We start from the raw sequence: 16,685 nt of genomic DNA on the forward strand, positions 1-16,685 counted from the left end.
GGGTCCCTGATAGTTTATCGGCCATGACCGGGGAAACCGACCTCAGCCCGGCGCGCCTGCGCCACGCCCGCTTCGCGATCGCCGCCGTGTTCTGCGCCCACGGGGCCGTGACCGGCTCCTTCGCCACCCGCATCCCCTGGATCCAGGACCACGCCCAGCTCAGCGCGGGCACTCTGGGCCTGGCGCTCGCCTTCCCCGCCCTCGGCGCGGCGCTGGCGATGCCCCTGGCCGGACGGATCAACCACCGCTTCGGGGCCCGCGCCGCGCTGCGGGCGCTGCTGGCGATGTGGACCCTGTCCCTGATTCTCCCGAGCCTCGCCCCGAACCTGCCGACCCTCTGCTTCGCGCTCTTCGTCTACGGGGCCACCTCGGGCATGTCGGACGTGGCGATGAACGCGCTGGGCGTGGAGACCGAGAACCGGCTCGGCCGCTCGGTCATGTCCTCGCTGCACGGCATGTGGAGCCTGGGCGCCCTCTTCGGCTCCGCCGCCGGTACGGTCGCCGCGCACACCGGCGCGGACGCGCGGCTGCACCACCTGATCGCGGCGGTCGCGCTGACGGCGGCCGGGCTGGTCGCCGTACAGGGCGTGCTGGACCTGAGGAGCGATCAGGAGGCGGAGGCGCCGCCGCACTTCGCACTGCCTCCGAAGTCCGCCCTGCTGATCGGCGCCGTCGGATTCTGCGCGGTCTTCGCGGAGGGCGCCAGCCTGGACTGGTCGGCGGTGTACCTGCGGGACGTGCTGCACACGGACGCGGGGCTGGCCGCGGCCTCCACCACCGCCTTCGCGCTCACCATGGCCGTCGCCCGGCTCGTCGGGGACCGCGTGGTGGACCGGTTCGGGCCGGTGCGCACCGTCCGGGCGGGCGGGGCGCTGGCCACCGCGGGCGGACTGCTCGTGGTCCTCGTGCGCCATCCCGCGGCGGCGCTGGCCGGCTTCGGGCTGATCGGGCTCGGCATCGCGGTGGTGGTGCCGCTGGCCTTCGCGGCGGCGGCACGCAGCGGGCCCGCCCCGGCGCAGGCCATCGCCGGGGTCGCGACGATCACGTACACCTCGGGGCTGATCGCGCCGTCCGCGATCGGGGCCGTGGCGGACGCCACCTCGCTGGTGGTCTCCTTCGGGCTGGTCACCCTGCTGGCGTTCGCGCTGATCGCGGGGGCCGCCGTACTGCGGCCGAAGCCGGCGGCGGACGGAGCCGCGCGGGGCGACCGGGACGAGCGGGGCGAACCTGTGGATATCCAGCCGTAACATATCGCTGGCCGCCGAGGCCCTCTCGTCGACGCGGCGCCGGTGGGGCGCCGTTCCGGCGGCGGGGCCCCATCGCCTGGACGCTCGACCGGCCGGCGGAAACGGAAGTGGTGGATCATGGGCCTCGGCCTGGGCTGGACCCTGCACGGAGACGGGCGGACCCCCGCCCCGGGCGCGGTGGTCCGGCCGGACGAGCGGCTGTCGTGGCCGCGTACCGCCGGACTGGGCGCCCAGCACGTGGTGGCGATGTTCGGCGCGAGCTTCGTCGCCCCGGTCCTGATGGGCCTGGACCCCAACCTCGCCATCATGATGTCCGGCATCGCGACGGCCGTCTTCCTGCTCGCCACGCGCGGGCGGGTCCCCTCGTACCTGGGCTGTTCCCTGGCCTTCGTCGGGGTCGCCGCGGCGATCCGGGCGGGCGGCGGGGACAGCGCGGTGGTCACCGGCTCGGTCTTCGTCGTCGCGGTCGCCCTCTTCCTCGCCGGGCTCGCGGTACGGCACTTCGGCGCGCGCGTCATCCACGCGACGATGCCGCCGGTGGTGACCGGTGCGGTCGTGATGCTGATCGGCTTCAACCTGGCGCCGGTCACGGCCTCGACGTACTGGCCGCAGGACCAGTGGACGGCGCTGCTGGTCATGGCGTTCACCGGGCTGGCCGTGGTCTGCCTGCCGGGGTTCTGGTCGCGCATCGCGATCTTCCTCGGGCTGGTCTTCGGGTACGCGATCTCCTGGATCTTCGACCTCGTCTTCGGGAAGATCCACTCGCCGGTGGGCGGCGGCGAGGCCGTGGACCACTGGCGCCTGGACCTGTCCGGGGTCGGCAAGGCCGACTGGATCGGGCTGCCCTCCTTCCACGCCCCGGCCTTCGAATGGTCGGCCATCCTGATCGCGCTGCCCGTGGTGATCGCGCTGATCGCCGAGAACGCAGGGCACATCAAGGCCGTCGGCGAGATGACGGGCGACCCCCTCGACGATCAGCTCGGCACCGCCATCGCGGCGGACGGCGCCGCGTCCATGCTCTCCACCGCGGTCGGCGGCCCGCCGAACACCACGTACTCCGAGAACATCGGCGTCATGGCGGCCACCCGCGTCTACTCCACGGCCGCGTACTGGGCGGCGGCCGGCTTCGCCCTGCTCTTCGGCCTGTGCCCGAAGTTCGGCGCGGTCGTCGCCGCGATCCCGGGCGGGGTGCTCGGCGGCATCACCGTCATCCTGTACGGCATGATCGGCCTGCTCGGCGCCCAGATCTGGCTGAACGGCCGGGTGGACCTGCGCAATCCGCTGAACCTGGTGCCGGCCGCGGCGGGCATCATCATCGGCATCGGCGGGGTCCGGCTCCAGATCACCGACAGCTTCGAGCTCGGCGGCATCGCACTCGGCACGATCGTGGTGGTCGGGGGGTACCACACGCTCCGGTACTTCGCCCCCGCGCACCTCAAGGGGCAGGAGCCGCTGCTCGACGCCGGCACCTCGGCGTACGACGCCGGGGACGGGCGCGACGAGCGGGACGGGCGGAGCGGCGACCGCGACGGTGGCGCGGGCCGCGGGGACGGCCCCGACAAGCCGCGTTGACGCGTTTTCGCCCGAACCGGCGAAGCGCACGGCCAAGTTCCCCGCATCGGGCCCGGCGCCTGCGAACCTGCCTCCCATGGAAGCGGTGCTGGCGCGGATGCGCGCCCTGGACGAGCGGCTCCCGCCGCAGGACGGTGTCGCCGTCTTCAATCGGGTCTACCTGACGGTGACGCAGACCCTGCACCGGCGCATCGAGCGCGGGGAGTTTCCCGCGCCCCGGCGGGCGCAGACCCTCAGCACGCGGTTCGCCGAGCGGTACCTGGCGGCCGTGGAAGCGGACCGGGCGCCGGCCTGCTGGCGCCCGCTGCTCCAGCACCGGCGCCATCCGGGCGTCCGCCCGCTCCAGCACGCGCTCGCCGGGATCAACGCGCACATCGGCTACGACCTGGCGGTGTCCGTGGTGTCGGCCTGCGTGGCCCTGGACTGCGAACCGGCCGCCCTGGAGGCGGACTTCGACCGGGTCGGCGACACGCTGGTCGCGCTGGAGGAGCACATCCGCGAGGAGCTGATGCCGGGCCCGGACCTCCTGGAGATCGCCGACCCGCTGACCCACCTGGTCGGCTCCTGGAGCCTGGACCGGGCCCGCTCGGGCGCCTGGGCGGCGGCCCGCCTGCTGTGGACCCTGCGCCGCACCCCCGACATGGCGGAGGAGTTCCGCGAGTCCCTGGACGCGGGCGTCGGCCTGGTCGGCCGCTGCCTGCTGACCCCCGTACCGGCGCTGTGCCCCGGCGCCGGCGCCGGGCGTCCCGGCCGTACGGCCCTGCGCGGCGGCCGCTGACGGCGCGTGGCGCGGAACCGTGGAAACGGGCCGTCTCCGCGCCGCTCGCGCGGGGACGGCCCGTCGTTTCGCAGCCCGGGGACTCAGTCCTCCGGGAGTTCCACCGGAGCGATGTCGTCGTAGCGGTCGCCCGGGCCCGGGTTGGAGGCGTCCGTGGAGCCGCCGAGGTGGTGCATGACGCCCCAGACCGCGTTCAGCGCCGTCTGGACCGCGCCCTCGGCCCAGCCCGCCGTCCAGGAGATGTCGTCGCCCGCGAGGAAGATGCCGCGCTTGTCCTCGGGGAGGCGGTCCTGCATGAAGTGGGTGAACAGGCGCCGCTGGTAGCGGTAGTGACCCGGCAGGTTCGCCTTGAACGCGCCCATGAAGTAGGGCTCGTTCTCCCAGGACACGGTGACCGGGTTGCCGATGATGTGGCGGCGGATGTCGACGTTCGGGTAGATCTCGCCCAGGGACTTCAGCATGACCTCCATCCGCTCGTTCGCGGACAGCGGCAGCCACTTCAGGCTGTCGTCGCACCACGTGTACGAGAGGCAGATGACGGCGGGCTTGTCCGGGCCGTTGTCCAGCAGGTACGTACCGCGGGTCATGCGGTCGGTCAGGGTCATCGACATGACGTCGCGGCCCGTCGGGTTCCCGGCTCCGTCGACGGCCTTGTCCAGCCAGAACGGCCGGTCCACGGGGACGAACAGCTTGCTCGACTCCATGTAGTGGGTGCGCTCGATCGCCGTCCAGTGGTCGATCGGGAACAGCGTGTCGTCGCACTCGATCTTCGACAGGAGCATCCACGACTGGGCCGTGAAGATCGCGGCGCGGTAGGTGCGGATGTCGCCGGAGGAGTCGGTGACCGTGATGCGGTTGCCGGCCGTGCGGTGCAGGCGGGTGACCGCCGGGCGCGGGGTGCCGCCGTGCAGGGAGGACAGCGAGGTCCCCTGGGCCCAGTGCACGATCTTCTCGGGCTCGCGCTCCCACAGGCGCAGCGGGAGCTGCTGCGAGCCGCCCACGATGCCGCGGTGGTGGTCGTCGGCCTCGGTGTAGACGACGCGCAGGATCTCCAGGATGGAGTTCGGGAAGTCGGTGTCCCAGCCGCCGGTGCCGAAGCCGACCTGGCCGAAGATCTCGCGCTTGCGGAACGACTGGAAGGCCTCGGACTTGCAGAGGAACCCGTAGAAGGTCTCGTCGTCGAGCTTCTCGACGAGCTTGGCCCAGATCTCGCGGATGCGCGGGACGTCCCGCTCGCGCATCGCGGTGTTCATGTCGGAGAAGTCGGCGCCCTCGTCGAGGCAGTCGTTCCACGCGGCGGCGACGTCGCGGTAGACCTGCGGGAGGTCGGCGATGGTCTCGGCGTAGTGGGACTCGCCCTTGAGGTCCACGACCGTCGAGGGGGTGGCCTCGGACAGCGGGTTCGGGAAGGGCTCGGTGACCAGACCGACGAGGTCGATGTAGTGCTGAAGGGCCGTGGACGACGGCGGGAAGCGCATGGCGCCCATCTCCGCGGTCAGCTCCTCGGTGCCGGCGCCCTCGAAGCCGACGGTGCGCAGCCGGCCGCCGATCTGGTCGGCCTCGTAGACGACGGGCTTGAGGCCCATCTTCATCAGCTCGTAGGCCGAGATGATGCCGGAGAGCCCGCCGCCGATCACGGCGACCTCGGTGCCGAGCTCGGTGGCCGGGAGCTGGCCCAGGCCCGCCGGGTGGGCGAGGAAGTCGTCGTACGCGTAGGGGAAGTCCGGGCCGAACATGGTGATCGGCGGCTGTCCGTCGCTGTGCGGGACGGCGGTGGTGGGCACCGTGGACGTCATGGGGTACGGCTCCTTGCGGGCGGCAGGCTGGGGGAAGTGGTCTCAGACGAGGGAGGCGTAGAGCCCCGGGCGGCGGTCGCGCAGGTAGGGGTTGGTCCTGCGCGAGGCGCTCAGCAGCTCGGGGTCGGCCTCGCCGAACACCAGCTCCTCGCCGCGTCCGGCCCGGGTCCGGGTGACCCCGTCGGGGCTCGCCAGACAGCTGAGTCCGACGAACTCGAACTCGCCCTCCGGGCCGGTGCGGTTGACGTACGCGATGTACATCTGGTTCTCGAAGGCCCGTACGGGGACGAGCTGTTCGGCGACGAACTGGAAGGGGTGCATCTGCGCGGTCGGCACCAGCAGGAGGTCGGTGCCGGCGAGCGCGTGGGCCCGGACGTTCTCGGGGAACTCCACGTCGTAGCAGATCATGACGCCGACGCGCAGGCCCCCGAGGTCGGCCTGGACGACGGGGGTGTCGCCGGGGGTGAAGGCGTCCTGCTCGAAGGCGCCGAAGAGGTGGGTCTTGCGGTAGTTCACGAGCGGGGCGCCGTCGGCGCCGATGAGCTGCGCCGCGTTGAAGACGGCGTCGCCCGCGCGCTCGGGGTAGCCGTACAGGACGGCCACCCCGTGGCGCCGGGCGATCTCGCCGATGGCGACGGCGGACGGGCCGTCGGCCGGTTCGGCGAGGGCGGCCACGTCCTCGACCTCCAGGGCGTACCCGGTGAGGAACATCTCCGAGGTCACGAGGAGCCCGGCCCCGCTCCGCGCGGCGCGCGCGGCGGCCCCGTCGAGCTCCTTGAGGTTCTCGGCGGTGTCGCCGAGCCGTCCGGAGCTCTGGAGGAGGGCGGTGCGCAGCGGGGGCATGGACTACCTCTGTGGCAGGAGGGGTGTGGGGGTCATACGACGGTACGTTCGCGCGTTCGACGGGGACAAGCCGTGACCGTTGCGCTCTGCGCATCGATTCGTTGCGTATTGCGCGGCCTGCCCGGCGATTCGTTGCGCGGTGCCCCTCTCCGACCCCCACGGACCTCCGCGAGGCTGTTTCAGCGTGCTGTGCGGAAGGCCGGGTGGGCGGCCAGGAAGCGCAGGTCGTCGAGGATGTCGGGGGCGTGGTCGGAGACGACGCGGCCGCTCCAGGTGTCGCACAGCGCGGCGACGGCCGGCGTGCCGTCGTGGTGGTGGCCGGCGGCCGCGTAGGCCAGGCGCAGGGCGGCGTGACCGGGCCCGTCGGGGTCCGTGCCGAGCACGGTGGCGGCGACGGAGTCCGCCAGGCCCAGCCGGGCGAGGGCCTCGGCCAGCCGTGCGGAGCGGGGACAGCCGGCGTACAGGTACAGGTGGTAGCGGTGCGGGACCGGCGAGAAGCCGGCGCCGATGCGGCCGCGCGGGGCGGGGGCCGGACCGGTGCGGGGCAGGACGGTGGGCGACATGGCACTCCTGGGACTGGCGCGGGGGTCGTCGGCGCGGCGGGGCGGCCGGGGCGCGATGGGGCGCGCGGCAGGGCCGTCCGTCGGTGCGGCGTACCGGGTACGGGTGGCGCGTACGGGCCTGCCCGATGGGGTCGGGGCGGCCGGGTACGGGCCGTTCGGGTACGGGGTCCGGAGCTCAGCCGCGCGGGCCGAAGGCGCTGCAGACGCGCAGGAGGTCGATGTGCAGGCGCCGGGTCAGCCACCAGCGCCGGGTGGTCCGCGTCCGGGTGCGCTCCGCGGGGTCAGTGAGGGCTACGGCGCCCGTGGGGGCTGCGGGGTCCGTGGGGTCCGTCCGCACCGGTGGCACCCCCGTTCCCGTCTTCGGCGTCCCGTCCCGCGGTGGTCGTGCTCCCGGCGGCGGGCACCGGCCGTCGCGGCCGTCCCCCGCAGTCTCCTGGCGGGCGCCGGGAGCCGTCAAGGAGGCGGTCGGAACCGATCGCGGCGCCGCCGCTCCTCCCGGGGCCGCGCGCGCCGCCCGGGGCGGCCCGGTGCGGCGCCGGTCGCGCCGCGCGGGGTTTCAGCGGGCCGCCCAGTGGTCACACGCGGGGACAGCCCGGTCCTGAGCGGTCCGGTCCGGTCCTGACCGGATCAGGCCGGGGCCCCCGAGGTGAACCGCCGCAGCAGCGGCGAGAGCACGAGGACGGACTTCGTGCGCTCCACGAACGGCTCTCCGGCGATCCGCTCCAGTACCCGTTCGAAGTGCCGCATGTCGGAGGCGAAGACCTGCACGAGGGCGTCCGCGTCGCCGGTGACGGTCGACGCGGACACCACCTCGGGGTACCGCTCCAGGCCCCGCCGGATGTCGTCCGGCGAGGTGTTGTGGCGGCAGTAGATCTCGATGAAGCCCTCGGTCTCCCAGCCCATGGCGGCCGGGTCCACGCGGACGGTGAAGCCCGTGATGGCGCCTTCCGCGCGGAGCCGGTCCACGCGCCGTTTGACGGCGGGGGCGGAGAGCCCGACCTCGGAGCCGATGTCCGCGTAGGAGCGGCGGGCGTCCTCGGCGAGGGCGTGCACGATGCGTTCGTCGAGATCGTTCAGTCGCACAGAGGGTGGATCACTTCTCTTCGGCGGCCTCCGCGGCCGGGGTGGCCTCGGAGGCGACAGTGGCCAGGCTGGAGCGGCGCATGCCGTAGAAGAAGTAGAGCACGAGCCCGACCGCCATCCAGCCACCGAACACGGCCCACGTGAGCCCCGACAGCTGGGTCATCAGGTAGCCGCAGCAGAGGAAGCCCAGGATGGGCGTGACGGGGAAGAGCATCACCTTGAAGGTGCGGTTCATCTCGGGGCGGGTGTAGCGCAGGATGACGACCGCGATGTTGACGAGGCCGAAGGCGAAGAGCGTGCCGATGCTGGTGGCGTTCGCCAGCTCGCCGAGCGGGATGGTGGCGGCCAGGGTCCCGCAGAAGAGGCAGACGATGATCGTGTTGACGCGCGGGGTGCCGGTCTTCGGGTCGACCTTGGCGAAGACCTTCGGGATCAGGCCGTCGCGGGACATCGCGAAGAGGATGCGGGTCTGGCCGTAGAGGACGGCGAAGACGACGCTGGCGATGGCCACGACCGCGCCCGTCGCGAGGACGATGCTCCAGAAGGCGTGTCCGGTGACGTTCTCCATGATCTTGGCCAGGGCGGCCTCGCTGCCCTCGAACTCCTGCCACGGCATGGCGCCGACCGCGACCAGGGCGACGAGGCAGTACAGGGCGGTGACGATGCCCAGCGAGAGCATGATCGCGCGCGGCAGGTCCTTCTTCGGGTTCTTGGCTTCTTCACCGGCGGTGGAGGCGGCGTCGAAGCCGATGTACGAGAAGAAGAGCATCGCGGCGGCGGTGCTGATCGCGGTGACGCCGAGCGGGGCCAGCGGGGTGTAGTTGCCGGCCTTGATGCCCATGAAGCCGATGACGCAGAAGAGCACCAGTGTGACGATCTTGATCCCGACCATGATCGAGTTGATCCGGGCGCTCTCCTTGGCGCCGCGGAGCAGGAAGACCATGCACAGCAGGACCACGACCAGGGCCGGCAGGTTGATGTAGCCGCCCTCGCCGAGCGGGGCGGAGAAGCCCTCGGGGATGGTCAGGCCGAGCGTCCCGTCGAGGAGCTCGTTGAGGTACTGGCCCCAGCCGACGGCGACGGCCGCGACCGAGACGCCGTACTCCAGGATCAGGCACCAGCCGCAGACCCAGGCGACCAGCTCGCCCATGGTGGCGTACGCGTACGAGTACGAGGAGCCCGAGACCGGTATGGAGCCCGCCAGCTCGGCGTAGGAGAGGGCGGAGAACAGGGCGGTCAGGCCCGCGATGATGAAGGCGATGAAGACGGCCGGGCCGGCGATCGGGGTGGCCTCGCCGAGCACGACGAAGATGCCGGTGCCCAGGGTGGCGCCGATGCTGATCATGGTCAGCTGCCACATGGTGAGCGAGCGGCGGAGCGCTCCGCCCTCCCCCTGGCCGCCCTCGGCCACCAGCTGCTCGACGGGCTTGCGGCGCAGCAGCGGGTGGGCGGGCCTGCGGGGCTCGGACGAGAGCGGTGGCGCCTGGCCGTGATCGAGCACGAGGGGACTCCTTGGTTGCTGCGGGTGGGGGTTGCGAGGCATCGACCGCAGCGGTCCGGAGCAGGAGCAGGCAGAGCCTGGGCATGGGGGACCGCCGAGCAGGCGGTCCACGCCACTCCACGTACAGCGAGTGAGCCTACGAGCTGAGTGATACCGCCCGTAATGCACCATCCTTGCACATTGGCGGACGATCGTTGCGCGGATCCGTTCTCCATGGTCCTTTGTTGCGCACGGATGATCGATCGCTGCGCAGGGGACCTCAACCCCTATTCTTGACACCTCGTCAGATCTGTCGCGGCGCGCCGCCGGGACCGGGCGGTCCCGTACGGATCGACGCGCCCGGCGGCGGTGGAACCGGGCCCCGCGGGGTACGGGTGAACGCGGCGGCTCCGGGGGGTGGGGCGGCCGGGCCGGCGCGGCCGGGGGCCGGGCGGGAGTTCCCGCGGCCGGTGATCGCAGGAGAGAGGGGTGGGCCCGATGGGCACAGACGAGGGGTGGCAGGATCCCGGACCGTTCCTGCGCGGCGTCGCCTGGCTGGACGGGGGCCGCCCGGTGCGCGCCGACCCGGCGGACACCATGCGGCTGCCCTGGGACACCGGCGAGCGCGCCACCCTGCCCATCGGGGTCCGGCTGGAGTTCGACACGGAGACGGCGCACGCCGTCGAGGTCCGCTACCGGGCGACCCTGCCGGGCCCCACGGACGCGCTGCGCGACCTCGCGCACGGCTTCGCCCTGTGGGACCGCCACGGGGTGGTCTCGGAGGTGTTCACGGAACCGGCCGCGGAGTCCGTGGTGCGCATCGAACTCGGCGGCGGCACCGGCCCGTTCACCATCCACCCGCCCGAGGCGCAGTCCCCGCTGGTCCTCGGCCTGCGCGGGATCGGCGGCGGGCTCACCCCGGCACCCTCCACCCCGCGCTGGGTGGTGCACGGCGACTCCATCACGGAGGGCTGGTGGTCCACCCGCCCGGCCCACGGCTGGCCCGCGGTCGCCGGCCGCGCCCTGGGCTGGGACACCGTGAACCTCGGCTACGCGGGGGCCGCGCGCGGCGAACTGGCCACCGCCGAACAGCTCGCCGGCCTGCCCGCCGACGTCCTCACGCTCGCCTTCGGCACCAACTGCTGGTCCCGGGTGCCCTTCTCGGCGCCCCTGCTGTACGAAACCACGCGCGCGTTCCTCGAACTGGTCCGCCAGGGGCACCCCCGGACCCCCCTGCTGCTGGTCTCCCCCGTCCTGCGGCCCGACGCCGAGCGCACCCCGAACCGGCTCGGCGCCACCCTGGGCGCCCTGCGCGACGCGATGGAGCGCGCCGCCCGGGACCGGATCGCGGCCGGGGACGGCCGCCTCGCCGTACTCCCGGGCCGTGACCTGCTCGGACCCGAGCACCTCGCGGACGGGCTGCACCCCAACGACTCGGGTCACCAGGTCCTCGGCCTCGCTGTGGTCACGGCTCTGCGGCGCGCCGGGTTCGACGCCGGGTGAGTGAAAGAGCCCACACCGGCCGCCTTGAACGGATCGCGCCCACCACCCCGTGTCCTGAGCACAGTTGCCGCCGCTCCGGCGGAGGACGACACGACGGACACACATGTGGGAGCGATCAACATGGGCATGAAGCGCGGAAGCACCCTCACCCTCGCGGCGGCAGCGGTCGCCGTAGCCCTGTCGGTGACGGCCTGCGGACCGACGGGCGACAAGGCCGCCGACACCACCCAGCCCGCCGGTGCCGCTTCCGCCCAGGACCCGTACGGCGCGCCGGTGGCGGACACGGCCCCCGGCGCCGGGGCCCAGCCCGCCGGACAGCTCGCGGCGGCCGCCAACGAGCAGCTGGGGCAGATCCTCACCGACAGCGGCGGCCTCACCCTCTACCGCTTCGACAAGGACATCGCCAAGCCGCCGAAGTCCAACTGCGAGGGCGACTGCGAGAAGACCTGGCCCGTGGTCTCCGCGGGCGACGTCACCGCCGCCGCCGGCATGGACCCGGCCCTGCTGGGCGAGGTCGAGCGCACCGACGGCAGCAAGCAGCTGACGGTGGCCGGCTGGCCCGCGTACCGGTTCAACAAGGACACCAAGGCGGGCGACATCAACGGACAGGGTGTGGGAGGCGTGTGGTTCGCCTTCGGCCCGGACGGCAAGAAGGCCGCCAAGGTCGCCGCCCCGGCGCCCGCTCCCGCGCCGGAAGCGGGCGGTGCGGGCGCCGGCGCGGGCGGTGCCGTCGAGGCGGACGCGGCGCTCTCCGTCGCCAACGACCCCAAGCTGGGCAAGCACATCGTCGACGGGAAGGGCATGACCGTCTACCGGTTCAAGCCCGACACCCAGTGGCCGATGGTCTCCAAGTGCGAGGGCGCCTGCCTGGAGAAGTGGCCGGCCGTGCCGCCGGTGGACAAGGCGAACGCCAAGGGGATCATCGAGAAGAACTACCGGGTCCTGGACCGTCCGGACGGCAAGAAGCAGCAGAGCATCGACTGCTGGCCCGTCTACACCTTCTCGGGCGACAAGAAGGCCGGTGACACCAACGGCCAGGGCGTCGGCGGCACCTGGTACGCCGTGTCCCCCGACGGCAAGCTGATCACCGTCAAGTAGCGGCGGCCCCTCCCCCCCCCCATCGGCTCCCCTCCCCTCCCCTTCTGTCCCCGCTCCCCTTCCTCCCCCCCCACCGACCCGAACCGCGCGGCCTCCGCCCCTCTCCCCCCGGGCGGGGGCCGCGCACCGTTGTGCCCCGGCGCGGCCGTGCCCGGTGCCGTGACCGGAGGAGGCGTGCGGCCACCGCACCAGGGGGTGTCGTCACACTCGTTCCCGCCGTGCGGGCGTACGGAACGACTTTGACGACACCCCCTAGACTCGGCCGCATGCTGCGCGCCCTGGCCGTCGACGACGAGAAGCCGCTCCTGGAAGAACTCCTCTTCCTGCTGCGCTCCGACCCCCGGGTGGAGCGCGCGGAAGGCGCCTCGGACGCCACCGGGGCCCTGCGCCGGATCACCCGGGCGCTGGAGGGCGGGCCGGACGGCGCCGACGCCATCGACGTGGTCTTCCTCGACATCCACATGGCCGGGCTGACCGGCCTGGACATCGCCCGGCTGCTGGCCGGGTTCGCGCGGCCGCCGCTGATCGTGTTCGTCACCGCTCACGAGGGCTTCGCCGTACGGGCCTTCGACCTCAAGGCCGTGGACTACGTACTGAAGCCCGTGCGCCCGGAGCGGCTGGCCGAGGCCGTCCGCCGGGCGTGCGCGCAACTGGGCCTGGCCGGGCAGGCCCCGCCGGGAGCCGCCGGTCCCGCCGTCGCCGGCGGTCCGGTCCCGGCGGCCCCGCTCGCCGTGCCGGGCCCGCGCCGGCCCGGCACCGAGACGGCCGCCCCCGACCGGGCCCCGGACCAGATCGCCGTGGAACTGGGCGGGGTCACCCGCTTCGTGGCCATCGCCGACATCGCGTACGTGGAGGCCCAGGGCGACTACGCCCGGCTGCACACCGACGAGGGCAGCCACCTGGTCCGCATCCCCCTGTCGACGCTGGAGGAGCGCTGGGCGGCCCGCGGGTTCGTCCGCATCCACCGCCGCCACCTGGTGGCGCTGGCCCGGATCGACGAGCTCCGGCTGGACGCGGGCACCACCAGCGTCCGAGTCGGTGCGGCGGAGCTCCAGGTGAGCCGCCGGCACGCGCGGGAACTGCGGGAGCTGCTGATGCGGCACGCGACGGGCTGACGCCCCGCACCGACCCGCCCCGACCGCCCGCCCACCGTCCGCCCACCGCCCGCCCACCCGGCGCGCTCCCGGGCGCCGTTCGTCGCGCGGAGACGGGCGTACGGCGACACCGCGCGGCCGTCGGCCGCACGGCGGGGGTGACGCGCCCGGCGCCGTTGACGCCCCCGCGTATCGTGGATCTTCCGGTGCGGGAGGAGCGAGATGTCCGAGATCCACGCGCTGCTCGACGCCCTGACCGGCCTGCCCCGCACCCGGCCGGCCGGACCCGCCGAGGCGGAGGTGCTGCTGGCCCGCCTGCGCAGCGCGGCCGCCCACTGGGCCGATCTCCTCTACGAGGCCGGCGAGGGCGTCCGCGACCAGGTCCCGCCCCGCGCGGAGGCCGCGCTGACGCTGGCCTTCCGGCGCGCGGAGGAGTCGTACGTGGAGCTGGAGATCGCCGTGCGCGACTGCGCCGAGCACCGCGACCCGGCCCGCTGACAGCGCCGTGCCCCGGGCCGTCGCACCCGGCCGGGGCGGGCCCGGGCGCGGGCCGGTACACGCCTGTCGCCCGCTCCGGCGCCGTGCGTAGACTCCGGTCACCCTCCTCCAGCCGAAGGACCGACCGGTGAACCAGACGTACGCGCTGACCGCGGTCGCCGTCGTCGTCCTCGTCACCGTCCTGGTCGGCGCGCTGGGCCTGCGGATATCGCGCACCACCTCCGACTTCTACGTCGCCTCCCGCACCGTGGGGCCCCGTCTCAACGCGGCCGCCATCAGCGGGGAGTACCTCTCCGCCGCCTCCTTCCTCGGGGTGGCCGGGCTGGTCCTGCTCCAGGGCCCCGAGATGCTCTGGTACCCGGTGGGCTACACGGCCGGGTACCTGGTGCTCCTCGTGCTCGTCGCGGCCCCGCTGCGCCGCTCGGGCGCGTACACGCTGCCGGACTTCGCCGAGGCCCGGCTGGAGTCGCAGGCCGTGCGCGGGATCGCGGTGCTGTTCGTGGTCGGGGTCGGCTGGCTGTACCTGCTGCCGCAGCTCCAGGGCGCCGGGCTGACCCTGGAGATCCTGACCGGTGCGCCGCACTGGGTCGGCGGGGTGGTCGTCGCCGTCGTGGTCGGCGCCGCCGTCGCCGCGGGCGGGATGCGCAGCATCACCTTCGTACAGGCCTTCCAGTACTGGCTCAAGCTCACCGCGCTGCTGGTCCCGGCGTTCTTCCTGGTGGCCGCCTGGGCCGGGGACGGCGCTCCGCGCGCCTCCTTCGACGCCCCGGCCGTCTTCGGCCGGCACACCGCCGTCACGGTCGCCGAGGACGTACGGCTGTCGCTGGACGCGCCGCTCGCGCTGACGGTCACGGGCCAGGTGGACGGGCGGGACCACGAGGCGGCGCCGCTGGTCCTCGCCGCCGGCGAGCACTCCGTACGGGCGCACGCGCGCCTGGAGTTCACCCCCGGGACCCCCGTCCCGGGCACCCGGACCGAGGCCGGGCTCGGCGTGTCCAGCTGGTCTCAGCCGCTGTCGGGGGACGAGTGGGGGTACCGGCTGTACGCGACGTACGGGCTGATCCTCGCCACGTTCCTCGGCACGATGGGGCTGCCGCACGTGGCGGTGCGCTTCTACACCAGCCCCAACGGGCGCGCCGCGCGCCGCACCACGCTGGTCGTGCTCGGGCTGGTCGGCGTCTTCTACCTGCTGCCTCCGGTGTACGGGGCGCTGGGCCGGATCTACGCCCCCGAACTGGCCCTGACCGGCGACGCGGACGCGGCCGTGCTGGTCCTGCCGGAACGGATGCTGGGCGGGCTGCTCGGCGACCTGCTGGGGGCGCTGCTGGCCGGGGGCGCCTTCGCCGCGTTCCTGTCGACGGCCTCGGGGCTGACCATGGCGGTGGCCGGGGTGCTGCACCAGGACGTGCTGCCGAAACGCGGAGTGCGCAGCTTCCGCTGGGCGGTGCTCGTGGCGGTCCTGGTGCCGCTGGCCGGGAGCATGGCGGCCCGGGACGTGCCGGTGGCGGACGCGGTGGGGCTGGCGTTCGCCGTGTCGGCCTCGTCGTTCTGCCCACTGCTGGTGCTGGGGATCTGGTGGCGCGGGCTGACCCCGCCCGGCGCGGTGGCCGGGCTGGTCACCGGGGGCGGGGCGGCGCTGAGCGCGGTGCTGACGACCCGTGCGGGGCTGGCCCCGTCGGGCTGGGCGCACACGCTGCTGGCCTGGCCGGCGGCCTGGTCGGTGCCGCTGGGGTTCCTGACGATGGTGCTGGTGTCGCTGGGCACCCGGGCGCGCGTCCCGGGCGGTACGGCGGCCATCCTGGCCCGGCTGCACCTGCCGGAGGACGTGGCCGGCGACCGGGTGGGGGGGACCCGGTGACGGAAGCGGTGCCCACCCTCCTCGCGGGGGCGGCCGCGGCCCTGCTGCTGGGCGCGGGCTGGGCGGCGGGACGGCTGCACGCCCGGCACGACGGCCGGGCGGCGGTGGACCTGGGGACGCCGGTGGAGCGGGCCACGTTCCACACCCTGCACACGGCCTCCCTGGCGGCTCCCCCGCTGCGCGCCGGGCTGACCGAGGACGCGGCCCGCAAGGCGGCCCGCCGGCTGCGGTCGCTGCTGGGCACGGAGGCCCTGTGCCTGACCGACCGGAAGTCGGTGCTGGCCTGGGACGGGCCGGGCGGCGACCACCACGAGCCGCGGGTGATGGCCCGGGTCGCGCAGATGCTGGAGTCGGGGCGCGGCCAGAGCGTGCGGACGGAGTGCGAGCGGCCGGACTGCCCGCTGAAGTGGGCGGTGGTGGCTCCCCTCACCGGCGAGGACGGGACGCTGGGCGCGCTGGTGGCGTACGGGTCGCGGGAGTCGGCGGTGCTGGTGCGGGCGGCGACCGAGGTCGCGCGGTGGGTCTCCGTGCAGCTGGAGCTCTCGGAGCTGGACCGGTCGCGGACGCGGCTGATGGAGGCGGAGATCAAGGCGCTGCGGGCGCAGATCTCCCCGCACTTCATCTTCAACTCCCTGGCGGCCATCGCCTCGTTCGTGCGGACCGATCCGGAGCGGGCCCGGGACCTGCTCCTGGAGTTCGCCGACTTCACCCGCTACTCCTTCCGCCGGCACGGGGAGTTCACCGCGCTGGCCGACGAGCTGCGCTCCATCGAGCAGTATCTGGCACTGGCGGGGGCCCGGTTCGGGGACCGGCTGAAGGTGACCCTGCAGGTGGCGCCCGAGGTCCTGCCGGTGGCGCTGCCGTTCCTCTGCCTCCAGCCCCTGGTGGAGAACGCCGTCAAGCACGGGCTGGAGGACTCCACCGCGGAGTGCCGGATCACCATCGCGGCGCGGGACGCGGGCTCGGAGGCGGTGATCACGGTGGAGGACAACGGGGTGGGCATGGAACCGGACCTGCTGCGCCGGATCCTGGCCGGGGAGCGGGCCGGCTCGTCCTCGGGGATCGGACTGCCGAACGTCGACGAGCGGCTCCGGCAGGTGTACGGGGACCCGTACGGGCTGGTCGTCGAGACCGGGGTCGGAGCCGGCATGAAGGTGACGGTACGGATCCCGAAGTACCGCGCGGGCGTGCACAGTTCACCGCCGGGCGGCGGACCCGCCCGCTTCTGAGACGCCCGTGGCCCCGGCCGTCCGCGCGGGACGGCCGGGGCCA

At 73.9% G+C, this 16,685-nt stretch carries 15 protein-coding genes; 9 read left to right on the forward strand and 6 right to left on the reverse strand.

What is annotated here, in order from left to right; translation table 11 throughout:
• Nucleotides 1-23: 23 nt before the first annotated feature.
• The 3 genes from ABT106_RS12215 (at nt 24) to ABT106_RS12225 (ending at nt 3,597) form a co-directional block, all read left to right on the forward strand.
• Nucleotides 24-1,247 carry an MFS transporter gene (locus ABT106_RS12215; RefSeq protein ID WP_351275695.1) on the forward strand — a complete coding sequence of 408 codons (1,224 nt, stop codon included), beginning with the start codon at nt 24-26 and terminating at the stop codon, nt 1,245-1,247.
• Between the two features lie 117 nt (nt 1,248-1,364).
• Nucleotides 1,365-2,819 carry a uracil-xanthine permease family protein gene (locus ABT106_RS12220; protein WP_351275697.1) on the forward strand — a complete coding sequence of 485 codons (1,455 nt, stop codon included), beginning with the start codon at nt 1,365-1,367 and terminating at the stop codon, nt 2,817-2,819.
• Between the two features lie 76 nt (nt 2,820-2,895).
• The gene (locus ABT106_RS12225) at nt 2,896-3,597 is read left to right on the forward strand and encodes a DUF5995 family protein (RefSeq protein ID WP_351275699.1); all 702 of its coding nucleotides are present in this window, start codon (nt 2,896-2,898) and stop codon (nt 3,595-3,597) included.
• 83 nt (nt 3,598-3,680) lie between these two features.
• Here the strand turns inward: ABT106_RS12225 and ABT106_RS12230 are convergent, their stop codons facing one another.
• The 6 genes from ABT106_RS12230 to ABT106_RS12255 all read right to left on the reverse strand — a co-directional run bounded on the left by ABT106_RS12230 (nt 3,681) and on the right by ABT106_RS12255 (nt 9,383).
• Complete coding sequence (locus tag ABT106_RS12230) at nt 3,681-5,393, reverse strand: flavin monoamine oxidase family protein (RefSeq protein ID WP_351275701.1); 1,713 nt, start codon at nt 5,391-5,393, stop codon at nt 3,681-3,683.
• A gap of 42 nt (nt 5,394-5,435) precedes the next feature.
• Nucleotides 5,436-6,236, reverse strand: a complete 801-nt coding sequence (locus ABT106_RS12235; RefSeq protein ID WP_351275703.1) for a carbon-nitrogen hydrolase family protein — start codon at nt 6,234-6,236, stop codon at nt 5,436-5,438.
• A gap of 179 nt (nt 6,237-6,415) precedes the next feature.
• Nucleotides 6,416-6,799 (reverse strand): hypothetical protein, encoded by a 384-nt coding sequence (locus ABT106_RS12240; RefSeq protein ID WP_351275705.1) that lies wholly within the window; start codon nt 6,797-6,799, stop codon nt 6,416-6,418.
• A gap of 175 nt (nt 6,800-6,974) precedes the next feature.
• The gene (locus ABT106_RS12245) at nt 6,975-7,136 is read right to left on the reverse strand and encodes a hypothetical protein (protein ID WP_351275707.1); all 162 of its coding nucleotides are present in this window, start codon (nt 7,134-7,136) and stop codon (nt 6,975-6,977) included.
• A 290-nt stretch (nt 7,137-7,426) separates the two neighbouring features.
• Nucleotides 7,427-7,882, reverse strand: coding sequence for an Lrp/AsnC family transcriptional regulator (locus ABT106_RS12250; protein WP_007262967.1), 456 nt, complete (start codon nt 7,880-7,882; stop codon nt 7,427-7,429).
• A 10-nt stretch (nt 7,883-7,892) separates the two neighbouring features.
• Nucleotides 7,893-9,383, reverse strand: a complete 1,491-nt coding sequence (locus tag ABT106_RS12255; RefSeq protein ID WP_351275710.1) for an amino acid permease — start codon at nt 9,381-9,383, stop codon at nt 7,893-7,895.
• 477 nt (nt 9,384-9,860) lie between these two features.
• Between ABT106_RS12255 and ABT106_RS12260 the strand changes: the two genes are divergently transcribed.
• The 6 genes from ABT106_RS12260 (at nt 9,861) to ABT106_RS12285 (ending at nt 16,642) form a co-directional block, all read left to right on the forward strand.
• Entirely contained in the window at nt 9,861-10,865 is a 1,005-nt protein-coding gene (locus ABT106_RS12260; RefSeq protein ID WP_351275712.1) for a GDSL-type esterase/lipase family protein, read from the forward strand.
• 120 nt (nt 10,866-10,985) lie between these two features.
• On the forward strand, nt 10,986-11,963 hold the full coding sequence (locus ABT106_RS12265) for an SCO0930 family lipoprotein (RefSeq protein WP_351275714.1): 978 nt from the start codon (nt 10,986-10,988) through the stop codon (nt 11,961-11,963).
• Nucleotides 11,964-12,229: 266 nt separating this feature from the next.
• Nucleotides 12,230-13,078 carry a LytR/AlgR family response regulator transcription factor gene (locus tag ABT106_RS12270; protein ID WP_351275716.1) on the forward strand — a complete coding sequence of 283 codons (849 nt, stop codon included), beginning with the start codon at nt 12,230-12,232 and terminating at the stop codon, nt 13,076-13,078.
• Nucleotides 13,079-13,279: 201 nt separating this feature from the next.
• Nucleotides 13,280-13,555 (forward strand): hypothetical protein, encoded by a 276-nt coding sequence (locus ABT106_RS12275; RefSeq protein WP_351275718.1) that lies wholly within the window; start codon nt 13,280-13,282, stop codon nt 13,553-13,555.
• A 127-nt stretch (nt 13,556-13,682) separates the two neighbouring features.
• Complete coding sequence (locus ABT106_RS12280; RefSeq protein WP_351275720.1) at nt 13,683-15,413, forward strand: sodium/solute symporter; 1,731 nt, start codon at nt 13,683-13,685, stop codon at nt 15,411-15,413.
• Nucleotides 15,410-16,642, forward strand: coding sequence for a sensor histidine kinase (locus ABT106_RS12285; RefSeq protein WP_351275722.1), 1,233 nt, complete (start codon nt 15,410-15,412; stop codon nt 16,640-16,642). The genes ABT106_RS12280 and ABT106_RS12285 overlap by 4 nt, the downstream gene beginning before the upstream one ends.
• Nucleotides 16,643-16,685 lie beyond the last annotated feature (43 nt).

The sequence above is a fragment of the Streptomyces sp. NPDC002044 genome (assembly GCF_040296725.1).
GTDB lineage: Bacteria > Actinomycetota > Actinomycetes > Streptomycetales > Streptomycetaceae > Streptomyces > Streptomyces antarcticus.

What these genes read in the sequence shown, in the direction of transcription:
- ABT106_RS12275 (WP_351275718.1), top strand. Translation starts at nt 13,280, where the DNA reads ATGTCCGAGATCCACGCGCTGCTCGACGCCCTGACCGGCCTGCCCCGC.
- ABT106_RS12260 (WP_351275712.1), top strand. Translation starts at nt 9,861, where the DNA reads ATGGGCACAGACGAGGGGTGGCAGGATCCCGGACCGTTCCTGCGCGGC.
- ABT106_RS12265 (WP_351275714.1), top strand. Translation starts at nt 10,986, where the DNA reads ATGGGCATGAAGCGCGGAAGCACCCTCACCCTCGCGGCGGCAGCGGTC.
- ABT106_RS12235 (WP_351275703.1), bottom strand. Translation starts at nt 6,236, where the DNA reads ATGCCCCCGCTGCGCACCGCCCTCCTCCAGAGCTCCGGACGGCTCGGC.
- ABT106_RS12270 (WP_351275716.1), top strand. Translation starts at nt 12,230, where the DNA reads ATGCTGCGCGCCCTGGCCGTCGACGACGAGAAGCCGCTCCTGGAAGAA.
- ABT106_RS12240 (WP_351275705.1), bottom strand. Translation starts at nt 6,799, where the DNA reads ATGTCGCCCACCGTCCTGCCCCGCACCGGTCCGGCCCCCGCCCCGCGC.
- ABT106_RS12215 (WP_351275695.1), top strand. Translation starts at nt 24, where the DNA reads ATGACCGGGGAAACCGACCTCAGCCCGGCGCGCCTGCGCCACGCCCGC.
- ABT106_RS12225 (WP_351275699.1), top strand. Translation starts at nt 2,896, where the DNA reads ATGGAAGCGGTGCTGGCGCGGATGCGCGCCCTGGACGAGCGGCTCCCG.
- ABT106_RS12220 (WP_351275697.1), top strand. Translation starts at nt 1,365, where the DNA reads ATGGGCCTCGGCCTGGGCTGGACCCTGCACGGAGACGGGCGGACCCCC.
- ABT106_RS12230 (WP_351275701.1), bottom strand. Translation starts at nt 5,393, where the DNA reads ATGACGTCCACGGTGCCCACCACCGCCGTCCCGCACAGCGACGGACAG.